This window comes from Rhizorhabdus histidinilytica, assembly GCF_900167915.1.
GTDB classification, from domain to species: Bacteria; Pseudomonadota; Alphaproteobacteria; order Sphingomonadales; family Sphingomonadaceae; genus Rhizorhabdus; species Rhizorhabdus histidinilytica.
In genome coordinates this window covers 86565-104169 of the sequence record NZ_FUYM01000013.1, presented here as the reverse complement: position 1 = coordinate 104169, position 17605 = coordinate 86565, and the positions used below count along the sequence as shown (strand labels likewise).

The following is a 17605-nucleotide window of genomic DNA, read 5'->3' as shown; positions in this document are numbered from 1 at the left end:
TGCTCGGGATCGGCGTCGAAGGCCCGGAAGGCGGCGATCAGGTCGGCCAGCACCTGCGTGTTGAGCGCGTTCAGCGCCTGCGGGCGGTTCAGCCGGATGACCGTGACCGGCCCCTCGGTCTCTACGAGGATCGTTTCGTAAGCCATCGGCGCTGTCACCGCGGCGCCATGCGGATGGCGCCGTCGAGGCGGACATCCTCTCCATTGAAATAGGGGTTCTCGATCATCTCGATCGCGAGGCGCGCATATTCCTCGGGCCTGCCCAGCCGCTTCGGGAAGGGCACCGATGCGCCGAGCGCATCGACCACATGGGTGGGCTGGCCCATCAGCAGCGGCGTCTCGAAAATGCCGGGCAGGATCGTGTTCACCCGGATTCCGTCACCGGCCAGATCGCGCGCGACGGGCAAGGTGAGGCCGACGACGCCCGCCTTCGACGCCGAATAGGCGACCTGGCCGATCTGGCCGTCCTCGGCCGCCACGCTGGCGGTGTTGACGATCGCGCCGCGCTCGCCCGACTCCAGGGGATCGGCGGTAAGCATCCCGGCCGCCGACTTGGCGATGCAGCGGAACGTGCCCACCAGGTTGATCTGGATGATGCGATCGAAGACGTCGAGCGGATAATGGCGGATGGTGCCATCCTCCCGCGAGCGGCTCGCCGTCTTGATCGCGTTGCCGGTGCCGGCGCAGTTGACCAGGATCCTCTCCTGCCCCAGCGCCGCCCGCGCCTGCGCGAAGCCGGCGTCGACCGAGGCGTCAGAAGTCACATCGACGGCGCAGAACAGGCCGCCGATCTCGGCGGCGACCGCCTGGCCGAGCTCCTGCTGCAGGTCGAATATCGCCACTTTCACGCCGCGCGCGGCCAGCGCCCTGGCCGTCGCCGCGCCCAACCCGGAGGCGCCGCCCGTGACGACCGCCGTCAAACCCTTCACGTCCATGTCCATCTCCCGCGCCGAAGCCCTGTGGTCAGCGCGGCCATTAGCGGAGGCAGAGGGGCTTGTCAGCCGAAATTAATACAATCATATTCATCAAGCGCGCAGCAGCCGGTATTGTGCCTGGCCGGCGTGCGATCTATGGCGATGATAAGTCGTACGATTGAAACATATATTGAAACTCAGTGACGGGAGTCCCCTGATGCCGGAAGCCTATATCATCGACGCCGTTCGTACGCCGCGCGGCATCGGCAAGACCGGCAAGGGAGCGCTCGCCCATATGCATCCCCAGCATCTGGCGGCGAGCGTGCTGAAGGCGCTCCGGGAGCGCAACGGCTTCGACACCGCCGACGTCGACGACATCATCTGGTCGACCTCGATGCAGCGCGGCACGCAGGGCGGCGACCTCGGCCGGATGGCGGCGCTCGACGCGGGCTATGATGTCCGGGCCTCTGGGGTCACGCTCGACCGCTATTGCGGCGGCGGCATCACCGCAGTCGGCCTCGCCGCGGCGCAGATCATGGCGGGAATGGAGGATCTGGTGATCGCCGGCGGCAGCGAGATGATGTCGCTGACCGCCACCCTCTCGCAGCAGGAGGCTGCGGCGGGGCTGCCGGTCTACGGCATCGGATCGGGCAACGACCGGCTCCAGGCGGTCCATCCCCAGTCGCATCAGGGCGTCTGCGGCGACGCGATCGCTGCGCTGGAGGGGATCAGCCGCGAGGAGCTCGATGCGGCGGGGCTGGAGAGCCAGCGCCGCGCTGACCGCGCGATCCGCGAGGGCCGCTTCGCCAGGAGCATCGTCCCGGTCGTGGACGATGAGGGCAGGGTGCTGCTGGACGCCGACGAATATCCCCGGCCGCAGACCAGCGCCGAGGGGCTGGCCCAGCTCAAGCCCGCCTTCGAGGCGCTCGCCCGGATGCCGATCGACGAGGATGGCACGACCTATGCCGGGCTGATCAACCGCAAATTCCCCGATCTCGACATCCGTCCGGTACACCATGCCGGCAATTCGTCGGGCGTGGTCGATGGCGCGGCCGCGCTGCTGCTCGCGTCGAAGGACTATGCCGCCCGTCACGGGCTGAAGCCCCGCGCCCGCATCGTCGCCACCGCCAATATCGGTGATGATCCCACGCTGATGCTCAACGCGCCGGTGCCCGCGGCGCGCAAGGCGTTGAAGAAGGCCGGCCTGACCAAGGACGACATCGATCTCTGGGAGATCAACGAGGCCTTTGCCGTGGTTTCCGAGAAATTCCAGCGCGATCTCGATCTCGATCGCGACAAGGTCAACGTCAATGGCGGGTCGATCGCGCTCGGCCATCCGATCGGCGCCACCGGCGCGATCCTGATCGGCACCGTCCTCGACGAGCTCGAGCGGATCGGCGGGCGCTACGGGCTCGTCACCATGTGCGCGGCGGGGGGCATGGCGCCCGCGATCATCATCGAGCGGCTGTGATCGGGGCTCGGGTTTCGGGAGATCGGAGAGAGGCATGAAGAAGAAGGTGATCATCGAGGTGGCGCTGAACGAGACGGTCATGCGCTGCGAGAATCCCCATGTCCCGCTCACCCCGGAGGAGATCGCCGAGGACGCCTATCAATGCTATCGGGAGGGCGCGTCGATCATCCATTTCCACAACCGCGTGCCGGACAAGCCCGACGACGGCACCTATGATTCCAGCCTCGCCGGCAGCGCCGAGCATTATGCCGACACGATGCGGCTGATCCGCGCGAGGTGCGACGTCATTCCTTATCCGACCTATACCTATCCGGGCGCCGCCGGCCGCGAGGAGGCCGAGCGCGGCATGCATCCCCACGTCAAGGCGCTGCGCGCGATGCCCGACATCCGGCTGGAAACCTTCGTCCTCCATGTCGGGGCGACCAATATCGGGCGCTACGACTTCGAGGCGGGGCGCTTCGTCTACGATCGGGTCAGCTCGCACACCCATGAGCAGATGAGCCAGTTCCTCGCCTGGTGCCTGGAAAGCGGCCTGCAGCCCGGCTTCATCGTCCGCGAGCCCGGCCATGTCCGCCACCTGCTGATGTACCGCGAGATGGGGCTGCTCAAGGAGCCGATCATGGTTCACCTCAACATGTCGGATTCGGTGCCCTACGGTCCGATGCCCGACGCGGCCGGCGTCCAGTCGCTGCTCACCATGTTCCCGCCGCACGTCCGCTACGAATGGTTCCCGCACAATTACACGACCTTCGTGCACGATCCGGCCCATGGCGACACCCATCGCGAGCTCAACCTGCTGGCGGTGGCGATGGGCGGGCATATCCGCACCGGCCTGGGCGACAAGCCCGAATGGGACGGCGAGCAGCTCAGCAATGTCGAGATGGTGCGGCGCATGGCTGCGGTCGCCAGGGCGGTCGGCCGCGAGATCGCCACGCCCGACGAGGCGCGGGCGATGCTCGGCTATTCCCGGGCGCCGGCGCGGGACGCCGCGTGAGCGGGATCGCGCCGGACCTCGCCGCGATCGCCGACAAGATCGCGCTGGGCGAGCTGGTGGCGCGCTACGCCTGGCTGGTCGGGCAGGGACGCGGCGCCGAGGTGCCCGCGCTGTTCACCGCCGACGGCGCGTTCGAGGGGCGCAGCCAGGAGTTGCGGGGCCGGGAGGCGCTGGCGCGCTTCTATGCCCGCTCCGCGAGCGATTTTGGCGACGTGGTGCCTCTGGTGGGCAACATGATCTTCGAGGTGGCGGGCGACCGGGCGACCGGGGTCTCGACCCTGACCGGCCACAAGCGCGGCAGCGGCGTCCATGTGTTCAGCGGCGTCTATGAGGATGATTTCGCCCGCGTCGACGGCCGCTGGCTGTTCGATCGGCGGCGCTTCACCACCTATTTCGACCTTCTGGCGAGCGGCTGATCGGCGGGAATAATCGGTCTTGATTAAATTCCTGCTCGGTCGTTGCACGAAAATAAGCTAAAACAATCGTATCACGAGTCGAGTCGGGCATATTTTAATGGGAGACGATTGCATGGGCGTCGTCCAGGAAATCGGTGGAAGCCGGCTGTCGCTGATCCTGGCGGCGGAACGGCTGTTCGCCGATTTCGGCCTGGAAAGCGTCTCGCTGCGCCAGGTCCACGAGGCGGCGGGCCACCGCAACGCCTCGGCGGTCCATTATCATTTCGGATCGCGCGACGGCCTGGTCGAGGCGGTGTTCGAGCATCGGATGAGCCTGATCAACCGGCGCCGGCTGGCGATCATGGAGCGGCTGGGCGACGAGCATCGGCTCACCGAGGTGCGGGCGCTCGTCGGCGCCTGGGTCCACCCCTTCGCGGAAGAGCTCCAGCCGCGCGCCGAGGGGAATTACAGCCTGCGGTTCCTGGAGCGGCTGTTGCGCGACGAGCCGCTGTTCATCCAGCGCAACGCCCTCACGGAGGCCGGCGCGCTCTGGGTCACGGGCTGGAAGGTGGCCGACGCGCTGGAGGCGCTGCTCGCCTATCTGCCGGCCAGGATCGTGCGGATGCGGCTGAGGCTGCTGCGGCTGCAGATCGTATCCGGCCTCGCCGCGATCGAAGCGCGGGGCGACCGGGAAGAGACGGATTTCCACGTCGAAGGATTGATCGACTGCCTTGTGGGCGGGCTGACCGCGCCCGTTTCCCACGAGGCGCAGCAGGCGCTGCGCCGCCAGGCGGACTGAACCGAAGCCAAGCCCCGAGGGGCGGGAACCATGGATCGCGAAAGGAGAAGGACATGGAAGCGACTTTGACGAGGACGGGCGCGATTTCCGCCGACTCCCACGTGACGGAGCCGCCCAACCTGTTCATCGATCATCTGGAGCCGCGCTATCGCGACAGGGCGCCGCACATGATCCGCAAGGAAGGCAGCGGCGAGGTCTATGTGATCCCCGGCATGAAGACCGACGTGCCCTATGGCCGCATGGCGGCGGCCGGCAAGGATCCGAAATTCCTCGAGGACGCCAACATGCTGTTCAGCGAGATCCATCGCGGCGGCTGGGACGGCAAGGCGCGGCTGGCCGACCAGGATCGCGACGGCGTCGTGGCGGAGATCATCTTCCCCACCGTGGCGATGCTGCTCGCGAACCATCCGGACGCCGATTACAAGCGCGCCTGCTTCGACGCCTATAACCGCTGGATCCTCGAATTCCAGGAACCGGCGCCCGACCGGCTGATCTGCCTTCCCTGCACCTCGGTGATCTCGGTCGAGGAGACGATCAAGGAGGTGCGCCGCTTCAAGGACCAGGGCTTCCGCGGCGTGATCTTCCCCGGCATGCCGGGGACCGACGAGGACTATGATCATCCGAGCTTCGAGCCGCTGTGGAGCGCGATCGAGGAGCTCGACCTGCCGATCAACTTCCACGTCTTCGCGGGCGGCAAGGACAGCGAGGGGCTGCGCGCCGGCGGCGTCACCCGCGGCCCGGCGATGAACCGCTTCAATTCGGTGATCCGTGCCAACCAGGACCTGATCGGCATGTTCGTGCTGAGCGGCATCTTCGAACGACATCCCGGGCTGAAGCTGGTGGGCGTCGAGGGCGACGCCGGCTGGGCGCCCCATTTCGCCTATCGCATGGACCATGCCTGGGAGAAGCATCGCTACTGGCTGAAGGCCGGCGCGGACCTGAAGGAGAAGCCCAGCCATTATTTCAACGAGAATATCTACCTGACCTTCCAGGACGACTGGGTCGCCTTCAAGGTGGCGCATCTGATGAATCCGCGCCGCCTGTTGTGGGCCAACGACTTCCCGCACAGCGACGCCACCTGGCCGCACAGCCAGTCCCTGCTGGCCGAGCATGCCAGCCATCTCTCCGAGCAGGAGAGGAACTGGATCCTGCGCGACAACACGCGCGAGCTCTACAAGCTCGACGTCTGACCGACCCAGGCGGAGAAGCGCCATGACCCAGTCCGTTCCGGTCCGCGCGATGATGGGAAGCCGCCCGCGGCCGCGCTACTCCCGCTTGGCCGGCCCGAAGGCCGCGCATCTGGTGATCGATCTGCAGATCGGGTTCCTGGAGCCCGGATCGCCGTTCGAGGTCGCGGCGGCGCGGGCGATCGTCCCGGCGGTCAACCGCGTCTCGGCGGCGGTGCGCGCCGCCGGGGGGCTCAACCTCTTCCTGCGCTACACGATCGACCCCGATGAACCCCACCGCTGGACCTCCTACCAGGAGCTGATGCCCGCCGCGCAGCGGGCGCTGTCGGCCGAGGCGTTCCGGCGCGGGGCGTCCACCCATGCGCTCTGGCCGGAGCTCGATTTCGGCGCCGGCGATCTGGTCATGGACAAGACCCGGCTCAGCGCCTTCATTCCCGGCACCTGCGATGCGCCGGCGGCGCTCGAAGCGCGGGGCATCGACACGCTCATCATCTCGGGTTGCCTCACCGACGGCTGCTGCGAGTCCACCGCGCGCGACGCGGCGCAAATGAACTATCGCGTGTTCTTTCCCGAGGACGGCAATGCGACCTGGTCGGAGGAGGGGCACCGGGCCACGCTGCGGACGATGAGCCGCATGGCCTTCGCCGACGTCAGGCCGGCGGACGAGATATTGGCGCTGCTGACCTCCCTCAGAGCGACCGGCTGACGACTTCCTTCATGATCTCGTTGGTGCCGCCGAAGATGCGGGTCACGCGGGCGTCGCGCCACAGCCGGGCGATGAGATATTCGTTCATGTAGCCGGCGCCGCCATGGAGCTGCAGCGCCATGTCGGTGATGCGGTTCTGCATGTCGCTGTGCCATTGCTTGGCGGCCGACGCCTCGGCGGTGGTCAGCGCGCCGGCGATGTGGCGGCGGATCGCCCAGTCGAGATGCGCCCAGCCCACCTGCAACTGGCTCTTCATGTCGGCGAGGGTGAACTTGGTGTTCTGGAACTCGAAGATCGGCTGACCGAACGCCTTGCGGTCCTTGACGAAGGCCAGCGCCTCGTCGAACGCGCGCTGCGCGGCAGCCTGGGCGGAGGTGGCGATCGACAGCCGTTCCTGCGGCAACTGGTTCATCAGATAGGCGAAGCCCGATCCTTCCGCGCCGAGGCGGTTGGCGACCGGTACCTCGACGTCGTTGAAGAACAGTTCGGAGGTGTCGGCCGACCACAGGCCGATCTTGTCGAGATTGCGCCCGCGCGCGAAACCAGGCGTATCGGCGTCGACCAGGATCAGCGAGAGTCCCCGCGCGCCGAGCCCGGGATCGGTCTTCGCCGCGACGATCACCACGTCCGCGTTCTGGCCGTTGGTGACGTAGGTCTTGGCGCCGTTGATGACATAGCGGTCGCCCGATTTCCGCGCCGTCGTCCGGATCGCCTGCAGGTCCGAACCCGTCGCCGGCTCGGTCATCGCGATCGCGCTGATGCATTCGCCGCTGACCATCTTCGGCAGGTAGCGGAGTTTCTGCTCCTCCGATCCATAGGCCTGGACATATTCGGCGGTGATGTCGTTCTGGAGCGGGACCCCCACCGAGGAGCCCGCATAGGCCAGTTCCTCGTCGATCACGGCATTATAGCCGAAATCGAGGCCCAGCCCGCCATAGTCGGGCGAGACGTTGGGGCAGAGCATGCCGGCTTCGCCGCACGCCAGCCAGAACTGGCGGCTGACGATCCCTTCCTCCTCGAAGCGGTCGAGGTTGGGCAGCAACTCCCGCTCCAGCATCTTGCGGACGCTGTCGCGGAACAGCGCGTGGTCCTCGTTGAAGGCGAAGCGGGCGGACATGTCGAGCATCGGTTTCTCCAGCAGCGGACGGCCGCGCCGCCGCGAGGTCGGTCAGGCGGCCGGCGCGGCGGCGGCCTCGCGGAAACGGTCGCGGATCAGCCGCTTGAACAATTTGCCGGTCGGCTGGCGCGGCAGCTCGCGCATGAACTCGATCTGCTTGGGCATCTTCACCGGGCTCAGACCCTTGCGGAGGAACGCCTTGAGCTCGGCGGCCAGTGCGTCGCCGGCCTCGGACCAGTCGAGCGGCTGCACCACCGCGACCACCCGCTCGCCGAGATCGGGATCGGGCGCGCCGATCACCGCGGCATCGGCGACGCGCGGGTGGGTGACGAGCAGGTTCTCGATCTCCTGCGGGTAGATGTTGACCCCGCCCGAGATGATCATGAAGCTCTGCCGGTCGGTGAGGTAGAGATAGCCCTCCTCGTCGACCCAGCCGATATCGCCCACCGAGGTCCAGCCATGGCGGTTATAGGCCGCGGCGGTCTTCTCGGGATCGTTGTGATATTCGATCGGGTTGCCCTTCTCGAAATAGACCATCCCCTCGCGGCGCGGCGGCAGCGGATCGTCATTCTCGTCGCAGATGCGGATCTCGCCGATGATCGCGCGGCCGACCGTGCCCTTGTGGGCCAGCCATTCCTCCGCCGTGGCGGCGGTGAAGCCGTTCAGCTCGGTGCTCGAATAATATTCGTGGACGATCGGCCCCCACCAGTCGATCATCGCCTGCTTGATCTCGACCGGGCAGGGGGCCGCGGCGTGGAAGGTGCTGCGCAGCGACGAATGGTCGTAGCGCTTGCGGACGTCCTCGGGCAGCTTGAGCATCCGAACGAAATGGGTCGGCACCCACTGCGCATGGGTGACGCGGTACCGCTCGATCAGCCGCAGCGCCTCCTCCGGATCGAACTTCGTCATCACGATCACGGTGCCGCCGAGTTGGTTGACCGACATCGAATAGCGCAACGGCGCCGAATGATAGAGCGGCGCGGGGCAGAGGTAGATGCTGTCCGCGTCCATGCCGTAGAGGCTGCGCGCGAGGTTGGTCACCGGGGTCGGCTCGTCGATGCCGCCGACCGGACGGGGGCGCTTGATGCCCTTGGGGTGGCCGGTCGTGCCCGACGAGTAGAGCATGTCCTGGCCCGGCGCCTCGTCGGCGATCGGCGTGTCGGGCATCGCGTCGCGGACCCGTTCGAAGCTCCGCGCGAAGCCGACCTCGCCGTCGGTGGCGAACAGCGCCAGGTCGCCGAGGCCGTCGACCGCCTCGCGGACCGTGTCGGCAAGGGCGGCGGAGAATACCAGCGCCTTGGCGCCTGCATCCTCGAGCATGTAGCGAAGCTCGGGGGCGGTCAGCCGGACCGGCATGCAGACATAATGGAGCCCCGAGCGCTGCGCGGCCCACACCGTTTCCAGGAAGCGCGGCCCGTTGGTCAGGAACAGCGCGACCATGTCGCCGGTCCTGAGGCCCGCCTCTCGGAAGAGGTGGGCGCCCTGGTTGGAACGCCGGTCGAGCTGCCGATAGGTGACGATCTCGCCGGTCTCGGCGGTAATGAAGGCCGGCTTGTCCCCGTTCGCGACCGCGTGGATGCTCGGATGCATGGCTTACTCGCTGCTCTCTCTGGCGCGCGCGAGCCTGTCGCGCTGCCCTTTCGTCGCGACAATAAAACAAAGCCATGAATCCGCAAGCGAGAAAAAACAAATGTCTTAAATTAGGCTGCGGCGGTCCATCGGCCGCTGGCTCCGGCTGACTGGATCGCTTCCATCAGCCGCTGGTGGCGCGCGGCGAGGCCGAAATCGGCGACGGTGCGGGTGCCTTCGCGGATATCGCGGGCGAAGGCGGCATAGAGCCGCGCCAGATTGGCCGAGATCGGACCCAGCGCATCGCGCGGGTCCTCCGCCACGGCGATCGGCTCGAGCGTGCGGGTCGCGCCCCGGGCCCCCGACAGCGCCAGCGGCACCATCTGGATCACCCCGGCCGGGCCGGTCAGGCGCAGCTCGCCTTCGGTGCCGATCACTTCGATCATCAGGCCGGTCGAGCGCTGCAACCCGCCGCGGATATGGACCGAGAGCGGCGCGCCGCCCGCGAGCCGCGCGGTGATCGCGACCTGGTCGGGCGAGGTTGGCCGGAAGCTTTCGGCCGCGTTGATGACGTCGGCGGACGCGGCCGGCGCCTCGCCCGCCTCGGGAAAGGCCACCACCGCCTCGAACGTTCGATAGCGCGCCAGTTCCGCCGGCGGCAGTACCGCCACGCGCGACCGGCGGGTGGGAAGATAGGCGCTCACCGCCTCGATCTCGCCACAGGCGCGGACGACGGCATCGAGGAGATGCCCACCGGTGATCGTCAGCAGGGTCGCGCCGTTGGCGGCGTCGAACAGATAGGCGTTGCCAGCGTCGATCGCGCCGCCCCAGCCGAAGCCGGAGGCGACCACCGACACGCCGAGAATGTCGCCGACATAGCCGTCGCGGATCAGCGAGGCGAGCCGGTCGAGCGCGGGCGAGGCGCGCGACTGTAGGCCGATCATGCTGTGGCTGCCCGCCGCCTTCGCACGAGCGGCGAGGTCCTCGGCCTCGTCCAGGGTTCGGGCGAGCGGCCATTCGCAATAGACATGCTTGCCCGCGTCGAGCGCGGCCGAGACGATCTGATGATGGAGCGGCAGCTTGACCGAGACGGTGACGATGTCGACCGCTGGATCGCGGATCAGGTCGCGATAGTCGGCATAGCCCGGCACGCCGAATTTCTCCTCGGCCCGCTTCGCCGTCTCGGGGCGCGAAGTGCCCGCCGCCACCAGCCGGACGTCGGCATCCGCGCCGCCGTCGAGCAGCGCCGGCAGGTGCGAGCTGATCGCCCAGCCGCGATCGGGATTGGCGCCGATCAGCCCTACGCCCAATGGCTTCATGCCGGTTCCTTTCCATGATGGGGGGCGAGCGGCGCGTTCTGCTCCCCGGCGGTAACGAAAGCGCCGGTCGCCCGGTCCCAGCAGCCGATGACGCCGGCCTTGCGGATCTCGGTCTTGCGGACCTTGGAGGTCGCCGTCTTGGGCAGCTCGGCGAGCAGGTGGACGTAGCGCGGCACCATGAAACGCGGCATCGTGTCGTCGAGGAAATCGAGCAGCGCCGGCTCGGACAGGCTCTCTCCGGGCCGCAGCGTCACCGCGATCTTGATCTCGTCCTCGGCGAACTCGCTCGGCACGGCCACGGCGGCGCATTCGGCGACCGCCGGATGGGCGCAGACATGCAGCTCGACCTCCACCGAGGAGATGTTCTCGCCGCGGCGGCGGATCGCGTCGTCGAGCCGGTCGACGAAGAAGAAATTGCCATCCTCGTCGCGATACAGCGCATCGCCGGTGTGCAGCCAGCCGTTGCGCCACAGCGCCGCGGTCTCCTCGCCGCGGCCTAGATAGCCGATCGAGGTGGTCCAGGGTTGGTTCGGGCGGACGACGGCCTCGCCCACCTCCCCCGGTGGCAGCTCGATGTCGTTGGGGTCGAAGATACGGATGTCGTAGCCGTCGCGGGGCCGGCCGACGCTGTTCGACCGCGCGTCGGCGTTGAAGATGATCGCGCCGGATTCGGTCGAGCCATAGGCGGTGAGCAGCCGAACCCCGAAGCGTTCGCGCCAGGCGGCGAAGAAGCGTGGCAGCGGCAGGATGCAGATCTCGCGCAGCCCATGCTCGCGGTCGGAGGCGCGTTCGGGCTGGAGGTGGAGGAACTCGGCCATGGTGCCGACGAGCTGGCTGGTGCGGGCGTCGACCGCACGGGCCTGCTCCCAGTAGCGCGAGGCGCTGAAGCCATGCGCGACATGGGCCGTACCCTGGTGGATCAGTGCGTTGTAGATCCCGCCCCAGCGTCCGGCAGCGTGAAATTGCGGCAGCACCACGAAGCGGACTTCGCCGGGCAGCGTGGTGCCGAGCCCGTCCGAGGTCGCCTGTCCGAAGGCGTGGGCGTGTGGGCACAGCACCCCCTTGGAGCGCCCGGTCGTGCCCGAGGTGTAGGAGAAGCTGAACAGCTCCCAGGGCGCGACGGGCTCGGGCGATGCCGGTGGGGCGGCGGAAAGCTCGGCGAAATCGCTGACCTCCCAGAGCTGTGCGGCGCGACGGAGGCTGTCATCGTCGGTGTCGGCGCCGCGGCGGACGACGACGGCGCGGAGTGCGGGGATGTCCGCGGCGATCTCGACGAGCCGGGGGAGATATTGTTCCTCGACCACCGCCACCGTCGCCTTCGAATCGGCGATGATGTAGGCCAGCATCTGGCCGCGATAGGCGGTGTTGACCGATACCTCGATCCGGGCGCTCAAGCCGATGCCCATCCAGAGCAGGCCATTGTCGACATGGTTGTCTAGCATCAGCAGGATCGGCTGCTGACGACCGACGCCCAGTCGGCCCAGCCCGCCGGCGATCCGCAGGCCCTCGTCCCACAGCTCCATATAGGAAAGGGCGCGGTCGGGATCGCGGATGGCGATCTGCGACGGGCGCGCACGCAACGCAGTCTCCATCACCCGGACCAGATTGCGATCTTCCATCGCGATCCCGGAAATGTCCATTCGAAGACCCTCTCGATCGACGCCGATCTAGCCGCCGGCCTTGGCTGAAATCCGCGGCATTCGCCGACGGCGCAGCCCCGCACCTTGCAGCATGCCGGAGCGGCTTGCAAGGCGGGTGGCCGGCCGCTTCCTAGCGAATTGAAACAATCATTTCAATGTGCGCCTTTGTTGTGCGCCATATTAATGTGAATGAATGAAACACATATTGCCAAGCTGGAATGCGTCCGATAACAGTCGGCCGACGGGACCCGTCGACAGCGTCCGCGCCTGCGTTCTCCCAAAGAGTCATGGCGGCGGGCTTTCGGCACGGCCGGCATGGTGATTCTGGGGTAGTGGAGCGGAGCGAGATGGCGGCAATACAGCGGGGCGGCGCCTGCTCGGGTATCCGGGTGATCGAACTGGGCACGATGGTGACGGCGCCGCTGGCGGGTCAGTTGCTGGCCGATTTCGGGGCAGAGGTGATCAAGATCGAGCCGCCGCAGGGGGAGATCATGCGCGGGATTCCGCCGGTCTTCGAGGGGCGGTCGGCCGCCTTCGCCCAGTGGAACCGCAACAAGAAGTGCGTCGCGCTCGACCTCAAGAGCCCGGCGGGGCTCGCTGCCGCCCGCAAGCTGGTCGACGGCGCCGACGCGCTCGTCACCAATTTCCGGCCCGACGTGCTCGAGGCCTTCGGTCTCGACTATGATGCGGTCGCCGCGCGCAACCCCGACATCGTCTATGCGGGACTGACCGGCTTCGGGCCGGACGGCCCCTATGCCGAGTTGGCCTCCTACGACATGGTGATCCAGGGGCTGGTCGGGCTGATGCCGAACCAGGGCGGCGACGGTCCGCCGCAGCCGATCAAGTCGCCGGTCGCCGACAAGATATCCTCCTATTCGGCGGTGATGGCGATGCTCGCCGCGCTGCTCCACCGCAAGGCGGGCGGAGCGGGGCAGAAGATCGAGATCTCGATGATGGACGCCTATGCGAACTTCATCCTGCCCGAGCTCTTCTATACCCGCACCTTCCTCGATGCGCCGCCGCCGGTGCAATGGGTGAAGAGCATCTACAATCCGTTCGAGCTGTCCGACGGCTGGGTGATCGGCTTCGTGATGACCGACCGGCATTTCGAGGGCGCCTGCGACATTTTCGGGCTGGAGGCGATCCGGAAGGACCCGCGCTTCGCCGATCCCGGCGCACGAAACGTCTACCAGCCCGAACTGATGCAGGAGATCGCCCAGGCGTGCCGGCAGATGACCGTCGCAGCCTTCGTCGAGCTGGCGCGTGCCAACGATCTCCCCTTCGCGCCGGTCAACGACCTCGACCAGTTCATGCGCGACCCGCAGGCCGTGCACAACCAGACCTTCGTCGAGTTCGCCGACCCTGATCGGCCCGAGCTGGGCCGGCTGAAGCTGCTCAACAGCTTCGCGCGGATGAGCGCAACGCCGGTCGACGCGCGCGCCTTCGCGCCCGACGTCGGCGCGGACAACGCCGAGGTGCTGGCGGCGATCGGCCTGACTCCGGCCGAAATCGACGCGGCGACGCGGGGCAGGGCGGTGGCGGCTGAATAATGCAGATGTATAAAACAATGTTTGCATCCCTGGCGGTCGGCGCCTATAACGGGCGAGTATCGGGCAAGGACGCCGCGTCCGGCGTCGGAGGGTGAGATGGTGAGAGTGCGGTTCCAGCGTCCCGACGGCAGCGAAGCGGCCTGCGACGTCCCGGCCGGGCTGAGCCTGATGGAGGCGGCTCTCAACAATGGCGTCGACGAGATCATCGCCGACTGCGGCGGGGCGCTCTCCTGCGCGACCTGTCATGTCTATGTCGACGACGGCTGGATGGATCGGACGGGCGCGCCCTCGGAGATCGAGGAGGAGATGCTCGAATTCGCGGTGGATCGCCGGCCCAATTCGCGCCTGTCGTGCCAGATCAAGCTGGGCGAGGGATTGGACGGCCTGTCCGTCGCCCTGCCGCAGCGTCAGCAATAGCCGGAGGATCGAGAGGATCGGCCATGGCCACCGCATTTGAGAAGCATCCGACCGGCACCGGCTGGGTCGTCGAGGATCATGACAGTTTCCGGGTCGCGCGCACGACCTTCACCGACCAGGATGTGCTGGAGCGGGAGCGGGGGGGTATCTTCGATCGTTGCTGGCTCTACATCGGCCACGAGTCCGAGCTGCCCAATCCCAACGATTTCGTGCGGCGCTCGGTGGGTGGGCGCGACCTGATCTTCAACCGCGACCGCAAGGGCGACTACCACGCCTTCTTCAACAGCTGTCCGCATCGCGGCGCGGCGGTCGTGCGGGAGGACAAGGGATCGTCGATCTCGTTCAAATGCTTCTACCATGGCTGGTCGTTCAACAATAACGGGGCCTTCGCCACCCGCTTCGCTGCGGGCACCTATCCCGACGATTTCAACAAGGACGGCTGCGCCAATCTGGTCTCGGTGCCCAGGCTGGCCGGCTATGCCGGTTTCTGGTTCGTCAATTTCGACGCGAACGCCGAGAGCCTCGAGGATTATCTGGCCGGCGCGAAGGACTTCCTCCAGGTCGTCGCCGACCATGCCGCCGACGGCATGGAGATCGTCGGCGGCATCCAGGAATATAGCGTGCGCGCCAACTGGAAGCTGCTCGTCGAGAACAGCTTCGACGGCTACCACGCGCATGAGACCCATTCGACCTATCTCGAATATCTGGTCGACGCGATCGGCGGGCCGGCCGAGCTGTTCCCGTCGCGCGGCAACATCTCGCGCGCCTACGACCTGGGCAACGGCCATGCGGTGATCGAGGGCCCCGCCCCCTGGGGCCGCCCGGTCGCGCAGTGGATCCCGGCCTGGGGCGAGGACGGCCGCGAGGAGATCGCGGCGATCTATGCGGAGCTGGAGAAGCGGCTCGGCAAGGAGCGGGCCGAGCAGGTCGCCTATGGCAACCGCAACCTGCTGATCTTTCCCAACCTCGTGATCAACGACATCATGGCGATCACCGTCCGGACCTTCTATCCGGAGCAGCCGGACTATATGAACGTCAATAGCTGGGCGCTCGCGCCCAAGGGCGAGGCGCGTCATTTCCGCAAGCGCCGGCTCGACAATTTCCTCGAATTCCTCGGGCCGGGCGGCTTCGCGACGCCCGATGACGTCGAGGCGCTCGAATCCTGCCAGCGCTCCTACCGCAACCGCGCGGCGGCCGGCTGGAACGACATCTCCCGCGGGATGCTTCGGGACGAGCCGCTGGCGGACGACGAGGCGCAGATGCGCGCCTTCTGGCGCGAATGGGATCGCCGCGTGGCGAAGGCGGGGTGAGCGGCATGGCGACCATCGAACATGCCGGCGTATCGGCGGGCCGGCAGGGCGGGACGCCCACGCGATCGGAGATCGAGGACTTCCTCTATCTGGAGGCGCAGTTGCTCGACGAGTGGAAGCTCGACGAATGGCTGGCGCTGTTCGCCGAAGGCGCGACCTATGACGTGCCCACCACCCGGGCGGACGACGATGCGGACTCGGCCGACCAGCTTTTCCTGGTCGCCGACGATTATGCGCGGCTCCAGCATCGCGTGCGCCGGTTGAAGAAGCCGGGCGCCCATTCCGAATGGCCGCGGTCACGCACCGCGCACAGCATCTCCAACGTCCGCATCGTCGAGGCCGAGGGCGACGAGTTGCTAATCCGATCGGTGTTCGTGACCTACCGGGCCAAGAACGACGTGACCGACTGCTATTTCGGCCATCATTTCCACCGCATTCGCGTCCAGGCGGACGGGCTCAGGATCCTGTCGAAGCGCAGCATGCTCGACATGAGCAGCCTGCGTCCGCACGGGCGCGTCAGCATCATCGTCTGACCGGTTGGCGAGGGGATTTCCCATGTCGGTTTCGCACATCCGCTATCGGCGCCTCGGTTATCTGGCGCTCAACGTCAGCGATCTCGAACGGTCGCGCGCCTTCTACACCGACGTCGTCGGGCTGACCGACGACGGTGCGGGCAGCGCCGATCGCGTCTATCTGCGCTGCAGCGACAAGCATCACGACCTGTTGCTGGTGCGCGGCGACGTGCCCGGCGTGAAACGGGCCGCCTGGCAGATGGAGAGCCGCGACGCGCTGGAGTCGGCGCGGGCGCACTTCACCGAGATCGGGCTGGCGCTGCGCCCGGTCGACGCGGCGGAATGCCGCGACCTCGGCATCGAGGAGGCGTTCCGGATCGGCGAACCGACCACCGGCGTCGTCTTCGAATTCTATGCGACGATGGCCGAGCTGGCGCCGTTCGTGCCGACCCACACCGATATCCAGCGGCTCGGCCATATCGTGCTGAGCAGCACCGACCGGCCGGCCACCGAAGCCTTCCTGCGCGAGCATATGAACTTCCGCGTGTCGGATCGGGTCGAGAACATCGTCAGCTTCATGCGCTGCTTCCCCAATCCGCTGCACCATTCGCTGGGCGTCGGCGGAGGAACGCGCATCGGGCTCAACCATATCAACTTCATGGTCTCGAACATCGACGACATCGGCCGCGCCTATCACCGGGTGAAGGCGAACGGGGTGAAGATCGTCTATGGGCCGGGGCGGCACCCGCCGTCGGATTCGATCTTCCTCTACTTCCTCGATCCTGACGGGATGACCGTCGAATACAGCTTCGGCATGGAGGAGTTCCCCGAGGTCGGCGCGCGGGAGGCGCGGCTGCTGCCGGCCAAGCTCGAATCGCTCGATTCCTGGGCGGCGGTGCCCGATCCCGAATTCGGCAAGCATGGCGAGCTCGAGCGCCTGCCGGCGGAGAGCGCGGCGTGAGCGGGGAGGGGCCCGTCGTCCTGGTCACCGGCGCCGCCAGCGCGATCGGCCAGGCGATCGTGCGACGCTTCGCCGCGGCGGGAAGCCGGCTGGTGCTGGCCGACATCGACGCGGGCGCGCTGGCGACGGCGGCGGCGGCGATCGCGCCCGACGCGATCCTGACCAGCGGGGACCTGAGCGACGAGCAGGTCGCGGCCGATTTCGTCGGCGCGGCGCGCGACGCCCATGGCCGGGTGGACGTGCTGGTCAACAATGCGGGCGGCGGCATCATCATGCCCTTCGCCGATCATACCCCGGCTACGATGCGGACGACGATCGACCGCAACCTGTGGACCTGCCTGTGGTGCACGCGCGAGGCGCTGCCGCTGATGGTCGCCCAGAACTACGGGCGCATCGTCAACATGGGGGCGGATTCGGTCCGCAACGGCCTGTGGGCGCACGCCATGTACAATGCGGCCAAGGGCGGCATGCACGGCCTGACGACCGGACTGGCCCGCGAATTCGCCGACCGGGACATCACGATCAACACGGTCGCGCCCTGCATGATCCGCACGCCCCAGGTCGAGGCAGAGACCGCAAGGGGCAATCCGCTGATCGACAAATTCCTGTCGGTGATCCCGAAGGGCCGCTCCGGCGAGCCCGACGAGGTGGCGTCGATGGTCTTCTATCTCGCGTCGCCCGAGGCGTCCTTCGTCACCGGCCAGGTGATCAGCGTCAACGGCGGCAGCACGATGCTCTGATCCGG

Annotated in this window: 18 protein-coding genes; 12 read left to right on the top strand and 6 right to left on the bottom strand. The window is 67.4% G+C overall.

Annotated features, from left to right (window positions below; all coding sequences use genetic code 11):
• Nucleotides 1-146, bottom strand: a 146-nt coding sequence (locus B5X82_RS27110) for an enoyl-CoA hydratase-related protein (RefSeq protein ID WP_235862769.1), incomplete at its 3' end; no start/stop codon positions are given.
• Nucleotides 147-154: 8 nt separating this feature from the next.
• Nucleotides 155-934, bottom strand: coding sequence for an SDR family NAD(P)-dependent oxidoreductase (locus B5X82_RS22365; protein WP_125724000.1), 780 nt, complete (start codon nucleotides 932-934; stop codon nucleotides 155-157).
• 196 nt (nucleotides 935-1130) lie between these two features.
• Here B5X82_RS22365 and B5X82_RS22360 point away from each other — a divergent pair, with 196 nt between their 5' ends.
• The 6 genes from B5X82_RS22360 to B5X82_RS22335 all read left to right on the top strand — a co-directional run bounded on the left by B5X82_RS22360 (nucleotide 1131) and on the right by B5X82_RS22335 (nucleotide 6465).
• Nucleotides 1131-2384 (top strand): acetyl-CoA C-acetyltransferase, encoded by a 1254-nt coding sequence (locus B5X82_RS22360; RefSeq protein WP_079650467.1) that lies wholly within the window; start codon nucleotides 1131-1133, stop codon nucleotides 2382-2384.
• A 34-nt stretch (nucleotides 2385-2418) separates the two neighbouring features.
• Nucleotides 2419-3378 carry a BKACE family enzyme gene (locus B5X82_RS22355; RefSeq protein WP_079650466.1) on the top strand — a complete coding sequence of 320 codons (960 nt, stop codon included), beginning with the start codon at nucleotides 2419-2421 and terminating at the stop codon, nucleotides 3376-3378.
• Entirely contained in the window at nucleotides 3375-3794 is a 420-nt protein-coding gene (locus B5X82_RS22350; RefSeq protein ID WP_079650464.1) for a nuclear transport factor 2 family protein, read from the top strand. Before B5X82_RS22355 ends, B5X82_RS22350 begins: the two co-directional genes overlap by 4 nt.
• 112 nt (nucleotides 3795-3906) lie before the next feature.
• On the top strand, nucleotides 3907-4572 hold the full coding sequence (locus tag B5X82_RS22345; protein WP_223811232.1) for a TetR/AcrR family transcriptional regulator: 666 nt from the start codon (nucleotides 3907-3909) through the stop codon (nucleotides 4570-4572).
• Between the two features lie 53 nt (nucleotides 4573-4625).
• Nucleotides 4626-5762: an amidohydrolase family protein gene (locus tag B5X82_RS22340; RefSeq protein ID WP_079650460.1), complete on the top strand. Its 1137-nt coding sequence runs from the start codon at nucleotides 4626-4628 to the stop codon at nucleotides 5760-5762.
• 22 nt (nucleotides 5763-5784) lie between these two features.
• The gene (locus B5X82_RS22335) at nucleotides 5785-6465 is read left to right on the top strand and encodes a cysteine hydrolase family protein (RefSeq protein ID WP_079650458.1); all 681 of its coding nucleotides are present in this window, start codon (nucleotides 5785-5787) and stop codon (nucleotides 6463-6465) included.
• Here B5X82_RS22335 and B5X82_RS22330 read toward each other — a convergent pair.
• The 4 genes from B5X82_RS22330 to B5X82_RS22315 all read right to left on the bottom strand — a co-directional run bounded on the left by B5X82_RS22330 (nucleotide 6449) and on the right by B5X82_RS22315 (nucleotide 12110).
• Nucleotides 6449-7591, bottom strand: coding sequence for an acyl-CoA dehydrogenase family protein (locus B5X82_RS22330; protein ID WP_079650456.1), 1143 nt, complete (start codon nucleotides 7589-7591; stop codon nucleotides 6449-6451). The two genes, B5X82_RS22335 and B5X82_RS22330, sit on opposite strands and share 17 nt — an antisense overlap.
• Before the next feature lie 42 nt (nucleotides 7592-7633).
• Nucleotides 7634-9172, bottom strand: a complete 1539-nt coding sequence (locus B5X82_RS22325; protein WP_079650454.1) for an acyl-CoA synthetase — start codon at nucleotides 9170-9172, stop codon at nucleotides 7634-7636.
• 110 nt (nucleotides 9173-9282) lie between these two features.
• Nucleotides 9283-10470 carry a Gfo/Idh/MocA family protein gene (locus B5X82_RS22320; RefSeq protein WP_079650452.1) on the bottom strand — a complete coding sequence of 396 codons (1188 nt, stop codon included), beginning with the start codon at nucleotides 10468-10470 and terminating at the stop codon, nucleotides 9283-9285.
• Entirely contained in the window at nucleotides 10467-12110 is a 1644-nt protein-coding gene (locus tag B5X82_RS22315; RefSeq protein WP_079650450.1) for an AMP-binding protein, read from the bottom strand. The genes B5X82_RS22320 and B5X82_RS22315 overlap by 4 nt, the downstream gene beginning before the upstream one ends.
• Before the next feature lie 347 nt (nucleotides 12111-12457).
• Between B5X82_RS22315 and B5X82_RS22310 the strand changes: the two genes are divergently transcribed.
• From B5X82_RS22310 to B5X82_RS22285, 6 genes are all read left to right on the top strand, one after another.
• Nucleotides 12458-13660, top strand: coding sequence for a CaiB/BaiF CoA transferase family protein (locus tag B5X82_RS22310; RefSeq protein ID WP_079650448.1), 1203 nt, complete (start codon nucleotides 12458-12460; stop codon nucleotides 13658-13660).
• 96 nt (nucleotides 13661-13756) lie between these two features.
• Entirely contained in the window at nucleotides 13757-14077 is a 321-nt protein-coding gene (locus B5X82_RS22305) for a 2Fe-2S iron-sulfur cluster-binding protein (RefSeq protein ID WP_079650446.1), read from the top strand.
• A gap of 23 nt (nucleotides 14078-14100) precedes the next feature.
• On the top strand, nucleotides 14101-15387 hold the full coding sequence (locus B5X82_RS22300; RefSeq protein ID WP_079650444.1) for an aromatic ring-hydroxylating oxygenase subunit alpha: 1287 nt from the start codon (nucleotides 14101-14103) through the stop codon (nucleotides 15385-15387).
• A gap of 5 nt (nucleotides 15388-15392) precedes the next feature.
• The gene (locus B5X82_RS22295; protein WP_079650477.1) at nucleotides 15393-15920 is read left to right on the top strand and encodes an aromatic-ring-hydroxylating dioxygenase subunit beta; all 528 of its coding nucleotides are present in this window, start codon (nucleotides 15393-15395) and stop codon (nucleotides 15918-15920) included.
• A 22-nt stretch (nucleotides 15921-15942) separates the two neighbouring features.
• Nucleotides 15943-16860 carry a VOC family protein gene (locus B5X82_RS22290; RefSeq protein ID WP_079650442.1) on the top strand — a complete coding sequence of 306 codons (918 nt, stop codon included), beginning with the start codon at nucleotides 15943-15945 and terminating at the stop codon, nucleotides 16858-16860.
• Nucleotides 16857-17600, top strand: coding sequence for an SDR family oxidoreductase (locus B5X82_RS22285; protein ID WP_079650440.1), 744 nt, complete (start codon nucleotides 16857-16859; stop codon nucleotides 17598-17600). The genes B5X82_RS22290 and B5X82_RS22285 overlap by 4 nt, the downstream gene beginning before the upstream one ends.
• The last annotated feature ends 5 nt before the right edge of the window (nucleotides 17601-17605 follow it).